The organism is Actinomadura violacea, assembly GCF_017573465.1.
GTDB classification, from domain to species: domain Bacteria; phylum Actinomycetota; class Actinomycetes; order Streptosporangiales; family Streptosporangiaceae; genus Spirillospora; species Spirillospora violacea.
Genome location: NZ_JAGEPF010000028.1, coordinates 121,781 through 140,949 on the forward strand (window position 1 = coordinate 121,781; position 19,169 = coordinate 140,949).

18 protein-coding genes and 2 pseudogenes are annotated in these 19,169 nt (G+C 69.4%); 11 read left to right on the forward strand and 9 right to left on the reverse strand.

Annotated elements, in window-relative coordinates:
• The first annotated feature begins 311 nt into the window (after positions 1–311).
• A complete protein-coding gene (locus tag J4709_RS39010; protein WP_208249074.1) occupies positions 312–797 on the forward strand; it encodes a GNAT family N-acetyltransferase in 486 nt (161 codons plus the stop codon).
• Between the two features lie 118 nt (positions 798–915).
• Here J4709_RS39010 and J4709_RS39015 read toward each other — a convergent pair whose 3' ends face one another.
• Both J4709_RS39015 and J4709_RS39020 read right to left on the reverse strand, forming a co-directional pair.
• Complete coding sequence (locus J4709_RS39015) at positions 916–1,224, reverse strand: hypothetical protein (protein ID WP_208249076.1); 309 nt, start codon at positions 1,222–1,224, stop codon at positions 916–918.
• A 121-nt stretch (positions 1,225–1,345) separates the two neighbouring features.
• Positions 1,346–1,879: a hypothetical protein gene (locus J4709_RS39020; protein ID WP_208249077.1), complete on the reverse strand. Its 534-nt coding sequence runs from the start codon at positions 1,877–1,879 to the stop codon at positions 1,346–1,348.
• Positions 1,880–2,437: 558 nt separating this feature from the next.
• Here J4709_RS39020 and J4709_RS39025 point away from each other — a divergent pair.
• The 3 genes from J4709_RS39025 (at position 2,438) to J4709_RS39035 (ending at position 5,784) form a co-directional block, all read left to right on the forward strand.
• A complete protein-coding gene (locus J4709_RS39025; RefSeq protein ID WP_208249079.1) occupies positions 2,438–2,992 on the forward strand; it encodes a DUF4240 domain-containing protein in 555 nt (184 codons plus the stop codon).
• A complete protein-coding gene (locus tag J4709_RS39030; RefSeq protein WP_208249081.1) occupies positions 2,989–3,309 on the forward strand; it encodes a hypothetical protein in 321 nt (106 codons plus the stop codon). Before J4709_RS39025 ends, J4709_RS39030 begins: the two co-directional genes overlap by 4 nt.
• A 438-nt stretch (positions 3,310–3,747) precedes the next feature.
• Positions 3,748–5,784, forward strand: a complete 2,037-nt coding sequence (locus J4709_RS39035; RefSeq protein WP_208249084.1) for a SpoIIE family protein phosphatase — start codon at positions 3,748–3,750, stop codon at positions 5,782–5,784.
• Positions 5,785–6,238: 454 nt separating this feature from the next.
• On the opposite strand, the gene J4709_RS39040 is transcribed toward J4709_RS39035, so the two are convergent.
• From J4709_RS39040 to J4709_RS56260, 3 genes and pseudogenes are all read right to left on the reverse strand, one after another.
• Positions 6,239–7,978 (reverse strand): glycoside hydrolase family 3 protein, encoded by a 1,740-nt coding sequence (locus tag J4709_RS39040; protein WP_208249086.1) that lies wholly within the window; start codon positions 7,976–7,978, stop codon positions 6,239–6,241.
• A gap of 21 nt (positions 7,979–7,999) precedes the next feature.
• Positions 8,000–8,932: an MFS transporter gene (locus tag J4709_RS39045; RefSeq protein WP_372442213.1), complete on the reverse strand. Its 933-nt coding sequence runs from the start codon at positions 8,930–8,932 to the stop codon at positions 8,000–8,002.
• Positions 8,922–9,239: pseudogene (locus J4709_RS56260) on the reverse strand (MFS transporter); the annotation flags it as partial. The pseudogene J4709_RS56260 and the gene J4709_RS39045, both read right to left, overlap by 11 nt.
• Before the next feature lie 139 nt (positions 9,240–9,378).
• Here J4709_RS56260 and J4709_RS39055 point away from each other — a divergent pair.
• From J4709_RS39055 to J4709_RS39065, 4 genes and pseudogenes are all read left to right on the forward strand, one after another.
• On the forward strand, positions 9,379–10,353 hold the full coding sequence (locus J4709_RS39055) for a LacI family DNA-binding transcriptional regulator (RefSeq protein ID WP_208249098.1): 975 nt from the start codon (positions 9,379–9,381) through the stop codon (positions 10,351–10,353).
• Positions 10,354–10,636: 283 nt separating this feature from the next.
• A complete protein-coding gene (locus J4709_RS39060) occupies positions 10,637–10,993 on the forward strand; it encodes a hypothetical protein (protein WP_208249099.1) in 357 nt (118 codons plus the stop codon).
• Between the two features lie 188 nt (positions 10,994–11,181).
• Positions 11,182–11,381, forward strand: a pseudogene (locus J4709_RS54005) (IS256 family transposase); the annotation flags it as partial.
• A 42-nt stretch (positions 11,382–11,423) separates the two neighbouring features.
• The gene (locus J4709_RS39065) at positions 11,424–12,407 is read left to right on the forward strand and encodes a GNAT family N-acetyltransferase (RefSeq protein ID WP_208249101.1); all 984 of its coding nucleotides are present in this window, start codon (positions 11,424–11,426) and stop codon (positions 12,405–12,407) included.
• Between the two features lie 120 nt (positions 12,408–12,527).
• Here the strand turns inward: J4709_RS39065 and J4709_RS39070 are convergent, their stop codons facing one another.
• A complete protein-coding gene (locus J4709_RS39070) occupies positions 12,528–13,061 on the reverse strand; it encodes a permease-like cell division protein FtsX (RefSeq protein WP_208249115.1) in 534 nt (177 codons plus the stop codon).
• A 126-nt stretch (positions 13,062–13,187) separates the two neighbouring features.
• Positions 13,188–13,739 (reverse strand): MarR family winged helix-turn-helix transcriptional regulator, encoded by a 552-nt coding sequence (locus J4709_RS39075; RefSeq protein WP_208249128.1) that lies wholly within the window; start codon positions 13,737–13,739, stop codon positions 13,188–13,190.
• Positions 13,740–13,821: 82 nt separating this feature from the next.
• On the opposite strand from J4709_RS39075, the gene J4709_RS39080 reads away from it, so the two are divergent.
• Both J4709_RS39080 and J4709_RS39085 read left to right on the forward strand, forming a co-directional pair.
• Positions 13,822–14,346 (forward strand): cupin domain-containing protein, encoded by a 525-nt coding sequence (locus J4709_RS39080; protein WP_208249137.1) that lies wholly within the window; start codon positions 13,822–13,824, stop codon positions 14,344–14,346.
• Between the two features lie 57 nt (positions 14,347–14,403).
• The gene (locus J4709_RS39085) at positions 14,404–14,952 is read left to right on the forward strand and encodes a dihydrofolate reductase family protein (protein WP_208249140.1); all 549 of its coding nucleotides are present in this window, start codon (positions 14,404–14,406) and stop codon (positions 14,950–14,952) included.
• A gap of 922 nt (positions 14,953–15,874) precedes the next feature.
• Here the strand turns inward: J4709_RS39085 and J4709_RS39090 are convergent.
• On the reverse strand, positions 15,875–16,858 hold the full coding sequence (locus J4709_RS39090) for a helix-turn-helix transcriptional regulator (protein WP_208249142.1): 984 nt from the start codon (positions 16,856–16,858) through the stop codon (positions 15,875–15,877).
• 248 nt (positions 16,859–17,106) lie between these two features.
• Here J4709_RS39090 and J4709_RS39095 point away from each other — a divergent pair, with 248 nt between their 5' ends.
• A complete protein-coding gene (locus J4709_RS39095; protein WP_208249144.1) occupies positions 17,107–18,060 on the forward strand; it encodes an aldo/keto reductase in 954 nt (317 codons plus the stop codon).
• A 155-nt stretch (positions 18,061–18,215) separates the two neighbouring features.
• Here the strand turns inward: J4709_RS39095 and J4709_RS39100 are convergent, their stop codons facing one another.
• A complete protein-coding gene (locus J4709_RS39100) occupies positions 18,216–19,148 on the reverse strand; it encodes a GlxA family transcriptional regulator (protein WP_208249152.1) in 933 nt (310 codons plus the stop codon).
• Positions 19,149–19,169 lie beyond the last annotated feature (21 nt).

Sequence of the window (19,169 nt, forward strand, 5' to 3'; positions counted from 1 at the left end):
CTGCCGACCAGGTCGTATGCGGCGTTGCCGCGGACGATGCTGGCCTTGACCAGGTTGCGTCGCGCCGGACGGACGGAGCCACGCCCGGGAACAGGCCGATGCCGCCGGAGTTGGGCAGCTAAGGGCCGGCGCTGTTCAGCAGTCACCAGGCGAGGGGGAGACCTGATGGCATCTGTCAGGCGGCGATATCGCGCTGGTGAGGTTCCCACCGAAGCGGTGGTTACGCACTACGACGCCGATTGAGCCGGGGCCCGCCGCCGGAGCCGCTCTCCGGGCTATGGCTCAGCTGCGTGTCCCAGCATGCTGGAGGCATGGCGTCTATCAGGTTGTCCGTTAGTGAGGAGGTCGATGCGCTCGCCGAGCTGCGCCGGGCCTTGGACGCCGACACGGCGTTCATGCTCGCTGAGCCCGGTGAACGCGGCCACGAACTTCCTGACGCCTCGTACCGGTTCGTCGCCGAGGAGGGCGGCCAGCTCGTCGGCGTGATCGACGTCCGCGCTTTGCCATGGCGGCGTGCCCGTGGCCGGGGCGCCATCGTGCTCGGAGTACGTGCCTCACACCACGCACGGGGGATCGGTCGTGGCCTGCTGGACGCGGCGATCGCTGAGGCACGGCGGCGCGGGATGTGGCGGCTGGAACTGTCGACGATGTCCCATAACCACGTCGCGTTGCGGCTGTACGCAGCCTGCGGGTTCGAGGTGGAGGGGGTGCGGCGCTCCTCACTGTGCGTGGAGGGCGAGCTCGTCGACGAGTACTACATGGGAATGGTTCTCCAGCGTGCGGACCGGGTGCAGTGAGCGTCGCCCGGCCGGGCCGCCCAGCTCAGGGACGCCGGTCAGCGCCAGGGGTCCGCGTTGAACGGCACGCCCGGCTAGGCCGTGTTTCAGAAGTCGTCCGGCGTTCTGCTTGGCTGCGCTATCGGTGGGCTAGCCAGATGATGGTGTCGTTGGCGATCTTGCTTGGGTCGGTTTCGGTGGTCAGCTGGTGGTCGCTGCGGCGGGCGTCGCGGTATTCGACTTCGTAGCCGCCTTCGTCCAGCCTCGAGATCGAGGCGTACCAGGCGGGGTCGTCTATGAGCGGTTCGATGGTGATGAAGGTGTTGTCGGTGAGATCGAGGTCGCCGATGAGCATGAAGATCGCGTCTTCGGAGGGCTCGTCGATGAAGTCACCGTTCTCGGTTTCGGCGCGGTGGGAGGCGTTCTCGACGGCAAAGCGGAGGGCCATGGCGGGTCCTGTCACCTGGAGTGCTTGATCGGCACGGTCAGAATGGCACAGGTCCTGGTCGCAGCAACCCGCCGATCACAGCGATGTACGCACTGGCTTCGAAACGGGCAGGCCCGAATGCCTAGGGCCGGACGGCGCGCCTCACTCCGGCGATGGACCAAGCGGCGGTGGACCACAGGGTCAGCGCACAGCCGACTCCAACGAGGGTGAAGACAGCGCCCGGTGAGGCATTCGCGAACCGTGCCACGAGACCGGCGATGCCGATGACGGTCAGAGCCGCGCCAGGAACGACAAGCCGGTGGTCGGCGAAGACACGCGCCAGTGGGAGGAAGTGGAGGCCGACCACGACCGCGACCAGCGGCATGATCAGCTCGGGGACCCCGCCCGTGCCACAACCGGTGGCGATCGCGGCGATGAGGAGCCACTGCACGACATTGACCTGCCCGAACCGGCGTCGCTGCAGGGGCGGCAACGGCTGGCTCACCTCATCTGCCGACTCCGACGGCAGTCTGCGCGCCACGAATACCAGGGTGAGTACGACCACGAGTCCCAGCAGGCACGCCGCCCCCATGGTTGCACCCCCGAAGTGCCCCAGTCCGGCAAGCAGCCAGCCAAAGCCGAAGAATGCGTAGAAACCAACCCCCGCCCTGATCACGCGGCCAGTGTAGGCAGGAAACCTGGAGGCCCGGGACGACCGCACCAGGCCACCGGCGCCGGCCGCGCTCGGCGCCCCCGCACTGTCTCTCCCCGGACCTCTTCCACGGTCCGAGGCAACTTCTCTAGTTCGCTGCCGCACTGGCCAGCGGCTCAGGCAGCAGCGCGGCCCGCGAGAGGGGAAGGTGAAGGCCGATCACGTCCAGGACGGCTGCTGCTTGTCGTGACACCTACGGCACCAACACTTGGATCCGCGCGGTTGCCGCCGACGGCTCACGGCCACAGCCACGGCGGGGAAGAACTGCGCTACATGGGGGTGGTTCACCAGTGTGCACCCGCCTGTGTGCTCCGACGTATTTCGTTAAAGGTGACGCCCGAGGGGTCGGGTTCGATCGGCCGCCCGGACGGAGTGGTGGACAAGGTGCGGTCGCGGCGCAGGGCGTCGGGCCAGGTCTTCTAAGGACACCGACAAGCCTCTCACCTCACGGCCGCGCCACCGGCGGTTGCCGCATTGGTAGGCGCACCCGACGATGTCGGTGCCGGCTGCCATAGTGCGAGCGTGCATGTTGACGAGTTTTGGGGATTGGTGGAAGCCGCCCGGCGAGACGAAGGTCCGTTCTCCGAAGCGCTGACGGCTCAGTTGGCCGCGTTGCCCGCCGAGCGGATCCTTGAGTTTCAGGAGCGCTTCAGCGCAGTGGACACTCGTGTGTACCGATGGGATGTCTGGGCGGCGGCGTATCTGATCGGTGGTGGCTGTTCCGACGACTGCTTTACCGACTTTCGGGCGGGTTTGGTCGCATTAGGACGTGAGTGGTTCGAGCGGGTGGTGCAGTCACCAGACGATCTGGCTGATCATCCTTTGGTGATCGAGGCTGCCGCCAAACAGAACGACTATGTGATCTTCTATGAAGAGGTCGGCTACGCCGCCGGTCAAGCGTTCGACCGGGTCACGGGCACCGACACCTGCGAGTTCTACGAGGCGTTGGAGCGGCGCCAGACCGACCGAGAGCCGGCCGTCGACCTGGGGGAGGGCTTCGACTTCGACGACGAAGAGCAGATGCGACAGCGATTGCCGCGACTGACAGCCTTGCTGATGCCTCAGGAATCTTCATGAGATGTTCCCGACGCGAAGGCTGCCAAGCAGCTGGTTCGCCAGCCGAACAGGAACGCGTCGCCACGCTGGTAGACCCGGCTGAGAAACGCCTCGGCCTCGCCGTTGAACAGCGGCATGGCCCATCCGCCGCGCTCAAATCCGCCACTGCGGTCCTCGTCCGCCGCGCCGAGTCCCTGCTCACGCCGTCGACGGTGACCCACGTGGTGGTCGTCAGCTTCACGACCTCCCCTTCTCGCATGGTGCCGTTCCTTCCACACCTGTCGACTGTGCCGGCGTCGACTGGAAACTTGCTGATGGGCTGCTACACCAAGGACTGAGCCGCAAGTCATGGTCCGGCTGTCGCCGGGGAGGGCGTGGATGCGGTCGCCCAGGCGCGGCACTGGGGCTTCCTCGCCGGCCCGGCGTAGGCCACCGCCGACTCCGGATCCCTTACACGTCAGGGTGGCGCCCGGCATCGACTTGATCAGCGCCAGCACCGGCACGCTCTCAAGGCAGCGCTCTGGGGCAGCCGGTACAGCGACGCTTCCGACCTGTACGTGCCTTGGCCTCCGCCGCCGACCTCGAAGGTTCCAGGCACGTGGCCTGTGGCAGCCCTGATCAGGGGAGGCCGTCGGTCCCTCAAACGGTGTGCCAACTCCAGGTGATGTCCGGGTATGGGGAGGAAGCATTCGGTGTAGGCGTGCAACGTTGTCACGCGAGCGGGCAGGTACCCGGGGCGGGGACGGCGGGATCGGTGGACGGCTGGAGGACCGAGGATGGGCGGTGCGGGCGGACGCGGCATGGGCTGGCTGGCGCTGGAGGCCTTCGATCCGGCGCCCGTCGCGGTCGCGTTGACGATCGGGCCCGACCACCGTCTGGTGTACACCAACCTCGCGTTTCGGGCGTTCGTTGGGGACCGTCCACTCGGTGAGCCGATCGGACGGGCGTTCACTGTCACGACCAAGCAGGACTATGGCGAGCTGTTCGATCGTGTGCTGGCCACCGGTGAACCGGTCAGCCTGGTCGAGGCGCCGGTGAAGCCGGCCGCGGCGGATGCCGGCGATGCGGAGCGGTACTTCTCCTTCACTCTCTCCCCGTTCACCCACGAGCGGCCCGGGGTTCTGGTGGTCGCCGTCGACGTCACCGAGCACGCCGCGGCGGTTCGGCGGGCGGACCTGGCGACCGAGGAGCAGCGGCGGGCGCGGCGCCGGTTCGAGAGCCTGGTGTGGATCAACGCGCAGGTCGTGTGGGTGAGCGATGCCGCCGGGCAGGTGATCGAATCGAGCGGAGGCTGGGAGCGGATCACCGGGCAGAGCCGGGAGGAGTTCCTCGGCGACGGCTGGACGCTGGCGCTGCACCCCGACGACCGCGAGCCCACGCTGCGGTCGTGGAACCGGACGCGCCGGCAGGGCCGCCCTTGGCGCTACGTCTACCGGGTCCGCACCCGCGACGGCGAGTACCGGCACTTCGACGTGCGGGCCGCGCCCGTGGTCGAGGACGGTGTCGTGGTCGAATGGATCGGCACCTGCTTCGATATCGAGCTGGAGTGGCGGGAGCGGCAGCGCCGCGAGCTGCTAGATCGTGCCGCTGCGGCCGCCGCGGAGCAGACCGCGCTGACCGAGATGTTCGGCGCGCTCGCCGAGGTGCTGGTTCCCGGGCTTGCCGACGGATGCGGCGTGCACCTGCTCCCTGACCTCGGCGACCGACCCGCAGGCGCCCCGATCATCGCGCGGAGAGTCGCCACCGCCGCCGGCAACGGGCTGCTGCGGCAGCCGACCGGCGGCGAAGAGCGGTTCGCGCCCAGTAGCGGGTTCGCCCGCGCCCTGGAGCGCCGCCGCCCGCTGCAGCGCACCTTCCCGCCGGGCCGGCCGCCGGCCGATCTGCTGCCCAAGAGCAGCACCGACTGGCTGACCGCCGCCGGTGCCACCAGCGTCGTGCTGATGCCGGTCGTCGTCGACGGCGCCGTGGCCGCGGCGGTCACCGCCGCCCGGCGCGGCGACCGCGGACCGATGAGCCGCGACGACGTCGCCCTCATGCGGCAGATCTTCGAGCACACCCACGACGCGCTCAGCGGCGCCGTCCGGTTCCACCGCACCCAGCAGGTCGCCCTGGCCCTGCAGCACGGCCTGCTCGCCGAACCCCCCGAGCTCGACGACCTGCAGATCGTCGCGCGATACATGGCCAGTCCCGCGGCGGCCGAGGTGGGAGGCGACTGGTACGACTCGTTCGTGCTTCCCGACGGCGCGACCGTGGTGGCCATCGGCGACGTCGCCGGCCACGATCTGGCCGCCGCCGTCGAGATGAGCCAGCTCCGCAACATGCTGCGCGTGCTGACGGCCGACCGGCTCGCTCCACCCGGAGAGATCCTGCGCCGCCTGAACAACGCGATGGAGACGGTGGCGCCCGAGGCGACGGCGACCTGCATTCTGGCCCGCATCGAAGGACCCGATCGTGGCCGGTGGCAGGTCAACTACGCCGTGGCCGGACACCCGCCACCGCTCCTGGTCACCCCCGGAGGTGACGGCCGTTTCCTCCAGGAAGCCACCAACCCCCTGCTGGGCTTCCCCTTCGACCAGCACTACAAAAGCTCGACCGAACCGCTGCCGCCCGGCTCCACCCTGCTGCTCTACACCGATGGCCTCGTCGAACATCCCGGTGAGCACCTGGACAACGGCCTGGACCGGCTTCGGCGCCACACCTCCACCCTCGCGCACCGGTCCCTGGAGCATCTGTGCGACGGCCTCCTGGATGATCTGCCCACCACCGGCACCGACGACATCGCCATGATCGCCGTCCGAACTCCCGCCAGCTGACCACCCGTCCAGCCCACGGCAGACCGACACCGCCATCTCGCGGCCCCTCCAGGTGTCGTCGAGACGCGATCCTGGCATGGAGGCGGGGTTGGCCCCTTGGCTGGTCCGGGCGTTTGCGGGCAGGCTCTCGCTCAACGGCGGAAGGTTCGCCCATGCATCGAGCATGCGGGGGGGCGAACTTCTTCGGCGCGGATGGCCAGCACCCGAGCCCGGTCGTCCGGCGAGAACGGGACACCGGGGGAGACGGTCGGCGGCGGCTCGTAGGCCGCTCGGCCCGGGAACTGTGCGGGATGGCGCCATGTGCCTTGGTCTGGCAGCAGTTCTGGCGTCGAGCCGTAGCGGCGGCCATGGGGACGGTTCAGCACCGCAGACGCTCGGCGAGGCGTTACTCGGCCGCGGTGCCGGGGGGAGTGATGGACCGTCGCAGTGGCGGTCCATCACTCCTGCTGTGCTGTCAGTAGCTCAGGCCGTGGCCGAAGCCGTACAGCGGAGCGTCGGTGTCATGGGGGACGTCGGGTCGGCTGGCTTCCACCGCCGCCATGGAGGACGGAAGGTCGAAGGGCAGCCTGCCGGACGGGTTGCGCTCTCCGGAGAGGACGTCGGCGATCGCCGCCGCGGAGGCGCCGTATTCGGCGAGGACGGCCGAGGCCGCCGCGTCGATCTCGGGCAAGACGGCGGGACGGTCGAGGTGGATGACGATCACGGTCGGGGTCTGTGCGGCGATCGCGGTGATCCGGTCGATCTCGTCCTGCGGGAAGGCCAGGTCGCCGGCGTGGAAGAACGACTCGATGAAGTCGCCGTTGCGCTGCTCGAACGGGGCGCTGAGGTGCAGGACCGCCACATCGGCGTCGGCGGGGGAGTCGGCGGCGGCGAAGCCGTCGAGTGCGATGCCCTCGGTATAGATGCGCGTGCCGGCCTTCAGCGGGAGGACCCCGTCGTTCTTCAGCAAGGTCAGCGACCGGCGCTGGGCCTCCATGCCGGTCTCGCGGAAGTCCGCCCGTCCGACGGTGGCGACGGCGGCGTCGGGGTCGAGCGGGGCGGCGTCGAAAAGCCCCAGGCGGAACTTCTCGCGAAGCAGCCGCCGGACGGAGGCGTCGACCCGCTGCTCGGAAACGGCTCCGTCCTTGACCAGTTCGACGATCAGCTCGGGGCAGGACTCCCCGCCGAACTGGTCGACGCCCGCGTCGAGTGCCTTGAGCGCCCGTTCGCGGGGTGACAGGTCCTCGACGCCCCAGGCCCGGGCGGCCATCGTGGCGCCGCCCAGTTCCGTGTCGTTGAGCAGGCCCCAGTCGGTGCAGACGATGCCGTCGAAGCCGAACCGCTCACGCAGGAGCGAAGTGATGACGCCCCGGTTGAACCCGAACGCGACCTCCTCGTACTCGGTGCCGATCGGCATGCCGTAGTAGGGCATGATCTGGGACGTCCCGGCGGCGAAGGCGCCCTCGAACGGGATCAGGTGGTAGTCGAACCTGCCGCCCGGGTACACCTGCTCGCGGCCGTAGGGGAAGTGCGGGTCCTCGCCGTCCTTCTGCGGGCCGCCGCCGGGGAAGTGCTTGGTCATCGCCGCGACGCTGTGCGAGCCCAGCTCGTCACCTTGCAGGCCCCGCACGTACGCCTCGACCATGTCCCGGGCGAGTTCGGCGGACTCGCCGAAGGTCCCCACGGCGCGTCCCCAGCGGGGCTCGGTCGCCAGATCGGCCATCGGGTGCAGCGCGACGCGGATGCCGACCGCCAGGTACTCCTGCCGGACGATGTCGGCGAAGGCGCGGACGAGTTCGGTGTCGCGGGTCGCGGCCATGCCGAGGAACTCCGGCCACTGCGAGAACGGGCCCGACAGCAGGGCGGTGGCCGGGTTGTCGGTGAAGCTGTGCCGCGGGTCGGAGGAGATGGTCACGGGAATGCCCAGCCGGTTGCGCGCGGCCAGTTCCTGCAGCTTGTTGTACCAGCGCGCCATCGCCGCGGGCGGGGCGGCGTGCAGGATGTTGAAGTGGGTCATCAGCTTGCCGGAGACCAGGTCTTCGGTGCTCGCGGCACCGAACCCGAACGGGCTCTCGCCGCCTTCGAACAGCTCGCCGTCCTCGCCGAGCAGGAGGATGGTGTGGAACATCTGGCCCGCCTTTTCCTCCAGGGTCATGCGGGACAGCAGATCCTCCACGCGGGCATCGACGGACGCGTTCAGATCACGGTAGATCATGAGGCTTCTTCTCCTAGGTGCTCAACGAACAGAGCGGATGGGCTTGATGGCGAGGGCACCGAGGACGGCCAGGACGATGCCGGTGGCGAACAGAGACCGGTAGCCGCCGAGTGCCGAGATGATGAGGCTGGCGACGAACGGGGCGGCGACCTGCGGGCCGGCCGCCGCGATGTTCAGGACGCCGAGGTCGCGGCCCGCGTCGTCCATGCTCGGCAGGATGCGGGTCATGAGCGCCTGGTCGACCGCCATGTAGGAGCCGAAGGCGATGCCGCACAGCGCGTTCCCGGCGAGCAGGCCGCCGAAGGTCGGCGAGACGAGCATGGCGGCGAAGCCCGGAACGAAGATCAGTGACGAGGCGATGACGAACGGCTTGAGCCGCCCGGAGCGGTCGGCGAGGACGCCCGATATCGGCATCACGATGATCGTGGAGATGCCGAGGACCGCGGTGACGGCGGCGAGCTTGGCCTCGGCGTCGTGATCGCTGAGTCCGACGTAGTCCTCCAGCATGTACAGGGTGTAGCCGCTGATCATGGAGTAGGCCAGGAACAACGCGGCGCGCCCGGCGAACCCCCACCAGAAGTCGCGGCGCTGCTGCGGGTCGACGGGGGGCTTCTCAACGGAGGTGTCCTTGCCCGGCTTGGCGGCCGCGGGGAGGTCCTTCGTGGTGAAGGCGAAGATCAGTGAACTGAGCAGGACGGCTCCGGCCAGCAGCGTGTAACCGCCGGTGGTGCCGCCGCCGAGCCGGGCCAGGACGGGCCCGACGACGATGCCGACCATGGTCGCCAGCCCCACCCCGGCGGAGGCGGTGCCGCGGCGCTCCTCGGGGATGCGTTCGGCCAGTGCCGCCGCGAGACCCGCCTGTGCGCTGTTGCCCGCGGCCTGTACCAGCGACCACGAGGAGCGGGATGGTCGTCGTCCGGCCGACGACGAGGATGAGCAGCGCGGAGGCGACACCGCCGCCCAGTACCCAGGTGTTGCGGCGGCCGAGCGGGAACCGGGTGCGGTCCGACAGCACGCCGGCGAGCGGCTGCCCCACGGCGGCGGCGACCGCGGCCACCCCGGTGACGATGCCGAGGGCCGACACCTTGTGGTCCTCGCCCACGATGTCGGCCACCTGCCGCGGCAGGAGCAGGGACAGCGAGCCGAAGAACATCGAGTACAGGCCCAGGTTCGCCAGCGCCAGTGAGAGATACACCCACGTGCCCGGTCTGCCTCGGGTCGGGACGCCTGCCGGTACCGGGTCACTGCTGAGGGCGGTCATACGACCCTCCGGTCTTCTTTCAGGGGAAGTGCGCAGGTCGACATAGGCTGCTACCTGGACTTATGCGCATAAGTGGAATCACTTAGGCGCTTAAGTTACGTTCTGGGATGTGGGGTAGTCAACACCGGAGGTGGAGAACATGAGCGGGAGGGCGCGGCGGGTCACCGCGGCCGACGTGGCCCGCGAGGCGGGGGTGTCCGCCGCCACGGTCAGCTACGTCGTCAACGACAAGCCCGGCCAGACGATCCCGCCCGAGACCCGTGAACGGGTTCTCGCCGCTGCCACCCGCTTGGGCTACGCCCCCTACGCTCCAGCGCGCACGCTCGCGTTGGGGGCGAGCAACCTCGTGCTCTTCGCGCACCGCGCGCCCATCGTCCCGCCCACCTACGCCCGCTACCTCGAAGCCCTCGCCGACGGCCTCCACGAACACGGCCTCGACCTCGTCTGGCAGCTCGGCTACGACCCCACCGCCGGAGCCCGCCACCCCGCCGCCGAACTGGCCCCCGCGGTGGTCCTCCACCTCACCGAACCTGATCCCGACGAAACCGCCTACCTCGGCCGGTTCGGCGCGCCCGTCATCGTCGCCCTGGCGTCGGCCCCGCTGCCGGATCGTCCTTCAGCCCTGCAGGTTCACCACCTGGCCGAGCGCGGCCACCGCGCGCTCGGCTACGCCTCCCACCCCGACCCCCGCCTGGCCGCCTTCGACCGCTCCCGTTACCAGACGGTCAGCGAGACCTGCGCCTCTCTAGGCCTTCCCGTGCCGCCCGCCCACACGGTCCCGCTCAGCCGCGACGCCGCCCGCCAGGCCGTCGAGGATCTCCTGGCGACGGGCGTCACAGGCATCTGCGCCTACAACGACGAGATCGCACTCGCCGTCCTCGCGGGTCTGTCGGACCTGGCCGTGGCCGTCCCCGCCCAAGCCGCCGTCGTCGGAATCGACGACCACCCGTTGGCGGCCCTGTACACGCCCGCCCTCACCACGATCAGCCTGGACGACCCCGCCACCAGCGCGGCCGATCTCGTCCGCCGCATCGCCGCCGCCCGCACCGGCGCCCCTGTTCCGCCGCCCGCACCGGCCCCGCCGGCACGCCTCATCCCCCGAGCCTCGACCTGACCCTGTTCGCCCCGAGCCCAGCACGGCGACCTCACATAGCGCGCGGACGCGACCCACCTGCAGTGCGGCGGCCGGTGCCGCGGAGCCGTCCGCCGTCCGACCCCATGCTCGACGCCACCTTCTCTCGCGCGGCATCGTCGCCGCCCTTCGCGCCGTCCTCGCCGTGCCCGAGGAGCGGATCCGCTGCTGGGCCTGGGGAGAGAATGGCCCCATCACCGTCCACGGCCCGGGGCGCGGACCGGCACCGTCCCGGCTGAGACAACCGTGCCGCCGGCTCGGCTGGGTGCTGCAGACCGGTCCGGACGACACCGCTCTGAGCATGAGCTGTGCGGAGTCCGGCGCGCTCGTGCAGTTCATGAGCGACTCCCGCAGCGGCACCATCTTCTCCGAAACGCTCGCTCCTCGCCCAGGCTCGTGCTATCCGCGGGGACTGGGTGGGGCGCTCGAGCGTCGGATGACGGAGATCGACTGGAAGGCCGGGCGCACCGCGCTCGGCCGCGTCTTCCGGACGCTCTGCGAGCCCATCATGTGGCAGGATCCCGGCCCGCGCGGCGCAGGCCGTCGGCGCTGCGGGTGCGCGTCGCCCGAGCACCTCCGGCTCACGGCCTTCCGCAACCGCCGGGGCGCGGACGTCGGCTAAGTCATCGATGAACTCGGCCTCTGAATGAGGGAATGACAGGGGCGCGACCGTGCGTGGCGCGCCCTCCGGTCGTTGCGCGTGACGCCCGCAAACGAATACGCGACAGCAGGCCGAACCAGCACCCGTCAAGCATGCGATGGGGCAGAGGTATTGAGCGTCTTCCGGGACAAGGCACGGCAAGCAAGCATTCCGCGTTCGCCACGGTTCGACTGCGGACCAAGGTCACCGGAGGCGTCGGCTCCCGCACTGCCGCTCTGGCCATGCTCTTCAAGCTCGTCGAGTCCGCCCAGCAGCGGCGGCGGGCCGTGAACGCACCCCCCTCGTCCGGGCCGGAGCCCGCTTCGAATGCTGTCGGCTCGTTGAACGGCCGCAGACGACCGCGGCATGAATAGGGTGGCGGTCCTGCCCCACAGTTCGCGATCATTCGATCATGTCGGACGACACGCCAGGACAGGGCCTTCCGGCCGGCTTCGAGTTTCGGCCGTATCGCGGCGACGAAGACCACGGCCCCATGGCCGCGGTGCGGCAGGGGTGTGCCGAACGGGACCGGGTCGACGCCCGTTCGGTTGTGGAAGGGCTCCCGACAGCGGCCGAGATCGCCGAAGCCTCGGCCAAGCTGGAGGAGCCGTCCCAGAATCAGATCCTGGTGGTGTACGACGGAAGCGTCGTCGGCTACGCGACGATCCGGTGGTGGCAAGAGCGGGACGATACGTGGCTCTACTTGCACCGCGGCTACCTCCTGCCCGAGCATCGGGGCCAGGGCATCGGATCCGCCATGCTGAGCTGGGCCGAAGAGCGCATCCGTCAACTCGTCGAACACCATGGAACGGCGCGGACCGCGGTGATCGGCGCGAACGCCATGGCCTCCGAGCAGGAGGCCACCGCGCTGCTGCTCGCAGCCGGCTATCGGCGTGTCTTCAGCCTGGTCGAGTTGGAGCTGGGCGATCTGCAGCAGTTGCCCGAGCCGGCCGGCGAACTGCCCGCCGGGATACGGACGGGGCCGATCGAGACCAGCCACTACCGTGCGGCCTGGAGAACGGTCGTCGATTCGTACGCAGACGCCGGTTTCACTCAGAAGTGGCCCTTCCAGGACTTCGTCAACACCGCCGACCCGGCATGCTGGAGAGCTGCGTGGAACGGGCGGGACATGCTCGGCGTGGCCCTCTGTTCCATCCGCCGTCACGACCACACCGTGGGCGAGGTCGAAGAGCTGAGTGTCCGAACGGACCAGCGACGCCTCGGAATCGGCCGGGCCCTGCTGCTGGACGGGCTGCGAAGCCTCCGCGGGCAGGGCGCAACGACCGCCAGGCTGTACACGGGCACGGCAAACCCGCACCGGTCCTACGACCTTTACGAGAGCGTTGGATTCCGGCGGCAGAACGAGTACGTCCGATACCGCAAGCCGCTCACTTGACCAACCCGTCATCGGGTTGTCCAGCTAATTCGCAGGATTGACAATTCCTCCACCGCCAGGAATAGGTGTCGTCGGGGCGGGGGAGAGAGGTGGCTGGGCTGCTGGCCCGATGTCCTGCGTCTACTCGGAGCCCTTGACGTCTTGCACGCCTGGCCTATCCGCGAGTCTCTGACGCAGGGTCTGGACGGTGGCGGCGTCGCGGATCCGAGCCACGAACAACGCTGTGGGTTTGCCCGGCCGGATGCTGGCCGGAAGCTGCGTTGACGTCTTGGAATGCTGGCGAGCCACGTACACCACGGAGATGACGCCGGGGTTGGGCTCCAGAGTCTGCAGGATCTGCCGCATCTGTGTGGGAGTGACGTCGTCGTTCAAGAAGACCGCCACCAGCCTCTGCTGACCTGTAGTCGAAGATGTCGTAGGTGACTTCGATCCCCCCGGCCAGGACACCGTCAAGGCAATGGCTGCGGCGATCGCACCGAGCACCAGAAGCATCCCGCCCGCGGCAAGGAACAGAATGAGCACTTTGTTCGGCCGCTTGGGCGGCTCCAGGGGGCTGCCGGGGAACGGCGGTCGGACGTGCATTGCCGGGCTGGCGGCGGGGGCAGGGGCCTGCCCTGAAGGGGGCCGGCCGGTCGGGGAGGGCCAGTCGGCCATCTGCAAACCTCCAGTCGCTGCCCAAGAGTCATGCAGACACTAGCGTCTTTATGGTCGCTCTGCGGGCGAGGGCGTCGGCCGGCGGTCAGGGGCCTGGGCGGCACTTCCGTTGAAGCTCGCCGCTCTTCATTGGGGCGGAGCGGTCAGGTGGTGCAGGAGCTTGCGTGCCAGCTCGTTCAGGGTGGTCACTTCTCGGGGTGTGAGGCCGCCCAGCAAGGCGGTGACGTTGGCGGTGTGCTGTGTCATGGCGCCGTCGACGGTGGCGTAGCCGTGTTCGGTGAGGCGGATCTGGAAGCTGCGCCGGTCGGCGCGGTCCAGGGAGCGTTCGATCATTCCGGCGGACTCCAGCCGGTCCAGCCGGTTGGTCATTCCTCCACGGGAGAGCATCAGCAGGTCGGACAGACGTGAAGGGCTGAGGGTGTACGGGGCGCCTGAGCGGCGCAGCGCCGCCAGGACGTCGAACTCGCCGCGTTGCAGGCCGAACTCTGTGAACACCTGCTCCTGAGCGGGTCCGAGGAGCAGGTTGACGCGGCCCAGCCGGCCGACCACCGCGATCGCGGTCAGGTCCAGGTCCGGGCGTTCCCTCTGCCAGGCGGCGACCACCGCGTCGACCGCGTCAGGGGCGCCCGTCTGCGCGGTGGAGGCGGGGGTGTCGTCGTGGGTGTTCGCGGTGCTCATGCCCTCATTGTAGTTCGAGGTCAAATACAAACAGCACAATATAGTTTGACGCCGTACTATCGGACGTGTAACTATCTCTGCCATGAGCGGAACACACCCGCCGGGGCCGCCTTCAGGCGAGCAGCCCGGGTTCAGCCCCCTGGTGGTACGCCGGCAGGACGCCGAGGTCCTCGGCTTCGGGTCGGACACCATCGCGCTGGTGGCCGACGCGTCGGCCACCGATGGCCTGCTGGGAGTCACCCGCACGACCTTGGGCCGAGGCCGCAACGGCGCGACCCCGCACTATCACCGCGGCTCGGCCGAGCTGTTCTTCGTCCTGGACGGGCGGCTGCAGGTCCTAGCGGGCGAGGAGGTGTTGGAGGTCGAGGCCGGTGACACCCTCGTAGTCCCGCCGCACACCGTCCACGCGTTCGCGGCCGCTCCCGGGGCAGGCGCCGACGTACTGATCACGATCACCCCAGGCGTCGAGCGGTTCGGCTACTTCCGCCTGCTGGAACGCGTCCGCCAAGGCAACGCGAGCCCTCAGGATCTGCTGGCAGTCCAGGACCGCTTCGACACCCACTTCGTCAACAGCATCCCTTGGCTCCGAACCCGCGCAGCCGCCTGACCACAGCCCGACCCCACCATTGCCGGCACCCAGCCGCACGCACCCCAGGGAGACGTCATGCGAAAGATCATCGCTTCCACCTACACCACCCTCGACGGCTTCATCGACAACCCGCACGAGTGGTCCCTGAGCCACAACACCGAGGACGCCATGGCCTACGCCCTGGCCCTGACCACCGGCTGCGACGCGCTGCTGCTGGGCCGCATCACCTACGAGGGCATGGCCCAGGCCTGGCCGAACATGGGCGGCAACCCCTACGCCGACCACGTCAACGCCATGACCAAGTACGTGGTGGCCTCCCAGCCGGTCGACACCGCCGCGTGGAACCCCACCATCGTCATCCCCGGCGACGACCTCACCGCCGAGATCGCCAAGGTCAAGGAGCAGGACGGCGGCGACATCCTCATCTGGGGCAACGGCCGCCTCACCGACCAGCTGGCCACGGCCGGGCTGCTCGACGAGTATCGGATCTGGATCTACCCCGTCCTCAAGGGCCACGGCGAGCCGCTGTTCCGCCCCGAGAGCGTCACCGGCCTCGAATCGGTCGACACCACCACCTTCGCCTCCGGGGTCACGGTGCTCACCTACAAGCCGACCAGCGGCTGAACACTGCGAGCGATAGACGTTGGGGGCTGCGATCCTCGCCCGCAGCCCCCACCCCGGTCCGAGCGTCCACACTCACCGCGACCTCGGCTGGCTCCCGCTGGTCACGCTCGCAAACCCTGCTCACCACGCTCGCCCAGTGCCTAGACGAGGCGCCGCGCACCTGCGGGGAGCCCGTCTGCGGGGTCTGCCTCTACCACGGTGCGCCCCGGCCATCGGCCGACCACCATCACCGCGCAACCTCAGATCTCACGGGTCGGCGGGCGCCCGCCGCAGCGGCTCCGCGCGAACTGTCGAAGCCGGGCACTACCGGTGCCTCAATGCCGACGATCCACCTGCCCGGACCGCACCGAGAAAGCCGTAGCCGCCGTTCACGACATGCGGGTTCTGTTGTTGCCCCTGTGCGAGGCGTTCGAGGGCCGCACTCCTCAGCTGTCCACCTTGCTGCCGGACGGGCCGTCCGGCGGCTGCCACGGCCAGGCCGCCAAGTGGACCTGTGGGCCCCGCTCCCTGAGCCAAGCCGGCGGGGACGCGCACGCTGTTCGCGCAACCGCCCTGCCGACGGGACGACCTGCTAGTTCACCACCGATCAGGTAGCCCACGGTCAGCTTCGGCGCCTACTTGCCGGTGCCCCTGAGCAGCGCGTTCGCCGTAACGCAGGAGAACGCGCCGTTCGACGCGGTCGCGGCCCGCCAGCTGGTGGGCTCCCCGCCGACACCCAGAAGCGGCGCGCCAGGTGCGGCAGTTCCTCCATCGTCATCGCCTCGGTCGGGTCAGGTTCAACCGGTGCCGGGCTCGTCCGCGACCACTGGCCGAACCGCCTTGCGGCACGACCGCTTTGGCGCGTATCGCGTGCCTAAGCGGTCGGCGTTGGAGGCATGTGTGGCACATCGCGCTGCTCCAACTTCACCAGCACATTCCTGGCTTATGGAGACTCCGTGCGGCCGGTCGAGTTCGTATCCCGGAGTCTTGGATGGGCGAACCGCGACGGATCAGAGCTCGGGCTGGGGGAGTGGCGGGTGGGCTCTGCCGTCCGAGATTGCGTGGCCGCCCAGCTGGCGAGGAGTTTGAGCCGGTCTTCGGATGCGGTGCCGGGTTCGGCGGTGTACGTGATCAGGTTGTGCACGGCTCGGCCCGAGAGGGGCAGGTCGAGGGACTGGAAGGTCAGTTCCAGGCGGCCGACGTCGGGGTGCTGGAGCCGTTTGATGCCGTCGTGGCGGATCAGGACGTCGTGCGCGGCCCAGAGGCCGCGGAACTCGGGGCTGAGGGTGGACAGCTCGCCGACGAGTTCGCGCAGTGCCCGGTCGCGGGGCTCGCGCCCGGCCTCGGCGCGCAGCAGGGCGGCGGTGGCATGGCCGGCGGCGTCCCAGTCGACGAAGAAGTCATGTGCGCCGGGGTCGAGGAAGACGTAGCGGGCGATGTTGGGGCGGCCGCGCCGGTCGACGGTGGCACTGTCGAACATCGGCGCGTGCAGGGCTCGGGCCAGGGGGTTGCTGGCGACGACGTCCGTGCGGCCGTTGCGTACGAACGCCGAGGACATCGTCATGGAGTCGAGCAGCCACTGGATCTGGGGCGGGACCTCGACGTCCCGGCGACGCGATGGCGTGCGGCTCTTGGGCCGCGATGACCGGGCCAGGTCGAACAGGTAAGTGCGTTCGTCGTCGTCCAGTTGCAGGGCGCGGGCGACCGCGTCAAGGACGTCTTCGGATACGCCGCCGATGTGCCCCTTCTCCAGCCGCGTGTACCACTCAGTGCTCACGCCGGCGAGGACGGCGACCTCCTCGCGTCGCAGCCCGGGGACCCGGCGGCGGGCGCTGGTCGGCAGCCCGGCCTGCGCCGGGGAGATTCTGGCGCGCCGACTGCCGAGGAAGTGCCGGATCTCGCCGCGGTTTCCGGGCTGCTGGTCCATGTCATTCACGGTAGCCGCTGGTCATGGCGCGAGGGGGGTTGAGGTCATACCCCCGATAAACGCGACCTTCGCCGGTGGCGGCAATCGCGGTTTCCTGGGGATCGAACGTTCCGACACGGTCCCGGTGGTGATGAGAGATGAGCACGAGTGCGGAGGGCCTCGAGGGCCCTGGCGAGGTGCTTGTCGAGGCCCAGGAGGGTCGGGGCACCCGGCGGCCGTTCGAGCAACAAGCTTGGAAGGTAGGGGACATGACGAGCGACATGCTGAAGGTGCCGGCGGTGGCGCTGGGCACGTGGGCCTGGGGAGACAGCGGCGAGGTGGGCGACGGCTATTTCGGTAGTCAGCTGACCGCGTCCGGCCTGCGAGAGGTCGTCGAGAAGGCGCAAGCGAACGGGTTCACCCTGTGGGACACCGCGGTGGTGTACGGCATGGGCCACTCGGAGACGGTCCTCGCTCAGGCGCTGAAGGGTTACGCCCGCAGCGAGTACCAGCTGTCGACGAAGTTCACCCCGCAGCTCGCGGGCGACGGCGACGATCCGGTCGCGGACATGTTGGAGCAGAGCCTCGACCGAATGGGTACGGACTATGTGGATCTGTACTGGATCCACAACCCTGCGGACGTGGCGCGATGGACGCCGCCTCTGATCCCGCTGCTGCAGAGCGGCATGATCAAGCATGTCGGCGTCTCGAACCACAACATGAAGGAGATCGCTCTCGCCGATCAGATCCTCGGCGAGGCCGGCTTCCGCGTGGAGGCGGTCCAGAACCACTACAGCCTCCTGTACCGGAGTTCCGAGCGCGCCGGCATTCTTGATCACTGCCACGAGCACGACGTGCGGTTCTTCTCCTACATGGTCCTCGAACAAGGGGCGCTGACCGGCAGGTACAGCCCGGCCCGTCCGTTGCCGGAGGGCAGCGGCCGGGCGGCCGTGTACAACGGCATCCTGTCCCGGCTGCAGACGCTGACGGACAGGATGGGGGCGATCGGCGAGGACCGGGGCGCGTCCGCCGCCGACGTCGCGACCGCCTGGGCCATCGCCAAGGGGACCACCCCGATCATCGGGGTCACGAACGCGGGCCACATCGACGGGTTGGTCCGAGCTCACGGCATCGAACTCGCCGACGAGGAGATCGCGGAGCTGGAGGCGCTGGCGGACGCTGCGGACGTCGACACGCGCGGCAGCTGGGAGCACGACATGTAGCAGTCGTCGGCGGACCGCAGGAGAGACCACGCGGGAAAGGAGGGGGAGATTCGTCCGCCGCATCTGACGGCCGAACTCTCTCTCCCTCCGCGTCGGTCAGGCGGCTTCCTGGGCGGCCGACGGGCGCGACCTGGGCCGCCCCGCGGCTGCCGGCTTCACCTCCCGAAGGTGCGCCGGTAGGCGGTGGGGGTGGTGTCCAGCACACGCCGAAAGTGCAGCCGCAGGTTGGCGGCGGTGCCGAGCCCGCACTCACGTGCCACACGGGCCACCGGCTGATCGGTGGTCTCCAGCAGTTCTCGTGCCCGGCCGAGACGGGCGTTCAGCAACCACTGCAACGGGGTCGTGCCGGTCTCCTCGGTGAACCGGCGCATGAGGGTGCGCTGCGAAAGGCCGGCGTGCCGGGCGAGTTCACGGAGCGTGATCGGTTCGCCGAGGCGTCGCACAGCCCATTCGCGGGTGTCGGACAGCGATGCCTCGTCGGCTGCCGGGACGGGGGCCGGCACGTACTGGGCTTGCCCGCCCTCGCGGTGCGGAGCGGCGACCAAGCCGCGGGCGATCCGGTTGGCCACCGCCGCACCGTGGTCGCGGCGCACGATGTGCAGGCACAAGTCGATGCCGCAGCACACTCCGGCCGAGGTGAGGACGTTGCCCTCGTCGATGTAGAGCACGTCGCGATCCACCGACACGGCCGGGAAGTCGCGTTCGAGATCATCGATGTACCGCCAGTGGGTGGTCGCGCGCACACCGTCCAGCACTCCCGCCGCGGCCAGCGCGAAGGCCCCCGTGCAGATCGACACCATCCGCTTGCCCTGCTCGTGCGCCTCGGCCAATGCGGCGAGCACGGCTTCCGGCGGTCGGCGGGGCGGCTCCGCCCCCGGCACGATCACGGTGTCAGCGGCGCGCACCCGCCCCAGGTCCGCCTCCGGCAGCACCGTGAAGCCCCCGGTGGTGTGCACCTTCGCGCCGAGGCCGCACACGGTCGTCTCGTACGAGGTCTCCGGCCGGGAAGAGAAGATCTGCGCCGGGATCGCCAGGTCAAGGGGCATGACCTCGTCCAGTGCCAGGATCGCGATCCGATGAACCGTCATGGCAATATCCTATCGAAGCAT

Bases quoted from the DNA above. Each gene is read 5' to 3' on its own strand.
- J4709_RS39010 (WP_208249074.1), top strand. From the start codon at position 312: ATGGCGTCTATCAGGTTGTCCGTTAGTGAGGAGGTCGATGCGCTCGCC.
- J4709_RS39015 (WP_208249076.1), bottom strand. From the start codon at position 1,224: ATGGCCCTCCGCTTTGCCGTCGAGAACGCCTCCCACCGCGCCGAAACC.
- J4709_RS39030 (WP_208249081.1), top strand. From the start codon at position 2,989: ATGAGATGTTCCCGACGCGAAGGCTGCCAAGCAGCTGGTTCGCCAGCC.
- J4709_RS39035 (WP_208249084.1), top strand. From the start codon at position 3,748: ATGGGCGGTGCGGGCGGACGCGGCATGGGCTGGCTGGCGCTGGAGGCC.
- J4709_RS39040 (WP_208249086.1), bottom strand. From the start codon at position 7,978: ATGATCTACCGTGATCTGAACGCGTCCGTCGATGCCCGCGTGGAGGAT.
- J4709_RS39055 (WP_208249098.1), top strand. From the start codon at position 9,379: ATGAGCGGGAGGGCGCGGCGGGTCACCGCGGCCGACGTGGCCCGCGAG.
- J4709_RS39065 (WP_208249101.1), top strand. From the start codon at position 11,424: ATGTCGGACGACACGCCAGGACAGGGCCTTCCGGCCGGCTTCGAGTTT.
- J4709_RS39070 (WP_208249115.1), bottom strand. From the start codon at position 13,061: ATGGCCGACTGGCCCTCCCCGACCGGCCGGCCCCCTTCAGGGCAGGCC.
- J4709_RS39075 (WP_208249128.1), bottom strand. From the start codon at position 13,739: ATGAGCACCGCGAACACCCACGACGACACCCCCGCCTCCACCGCGCAG.
- J4709_RS39080 (WP_208249137.1), top strand. From the start codon at position 13,822: ATGAGCGGAACACACCCGCCGGGGCCGCCTTCAGGCGAGCAGCCCGGG.
- J4709_RS39085 (WP_208249140.1), top strand. From the start codon at position 14,404: ATGCGAAAGATCATCGCTTCCACCTACACCACCCTCGACGGCTTCATC.
- J4709_RS39090 (WP_208249142.1), bottom strand. From the start codon at position 16,858: ATGGACCAGCAGCCCGGAAACCGCGGCGAGATCCGGCACTTCCTCGGC.
- J4709_RS39095 (WP_208249144.1), top strand. From the start codon at position 17,107: ATGACGAGCGACATGCTGAAGGTGCCGGCGGTGGCGCTGGGCACGTGG.
- J4709_RS39100 (WP_208249152.1), bottom strand. From the start codon at position 19,148: ATGACGGTTCATCGGATCGCGATCCTGGCACTGGACGAGGTCATGCCC.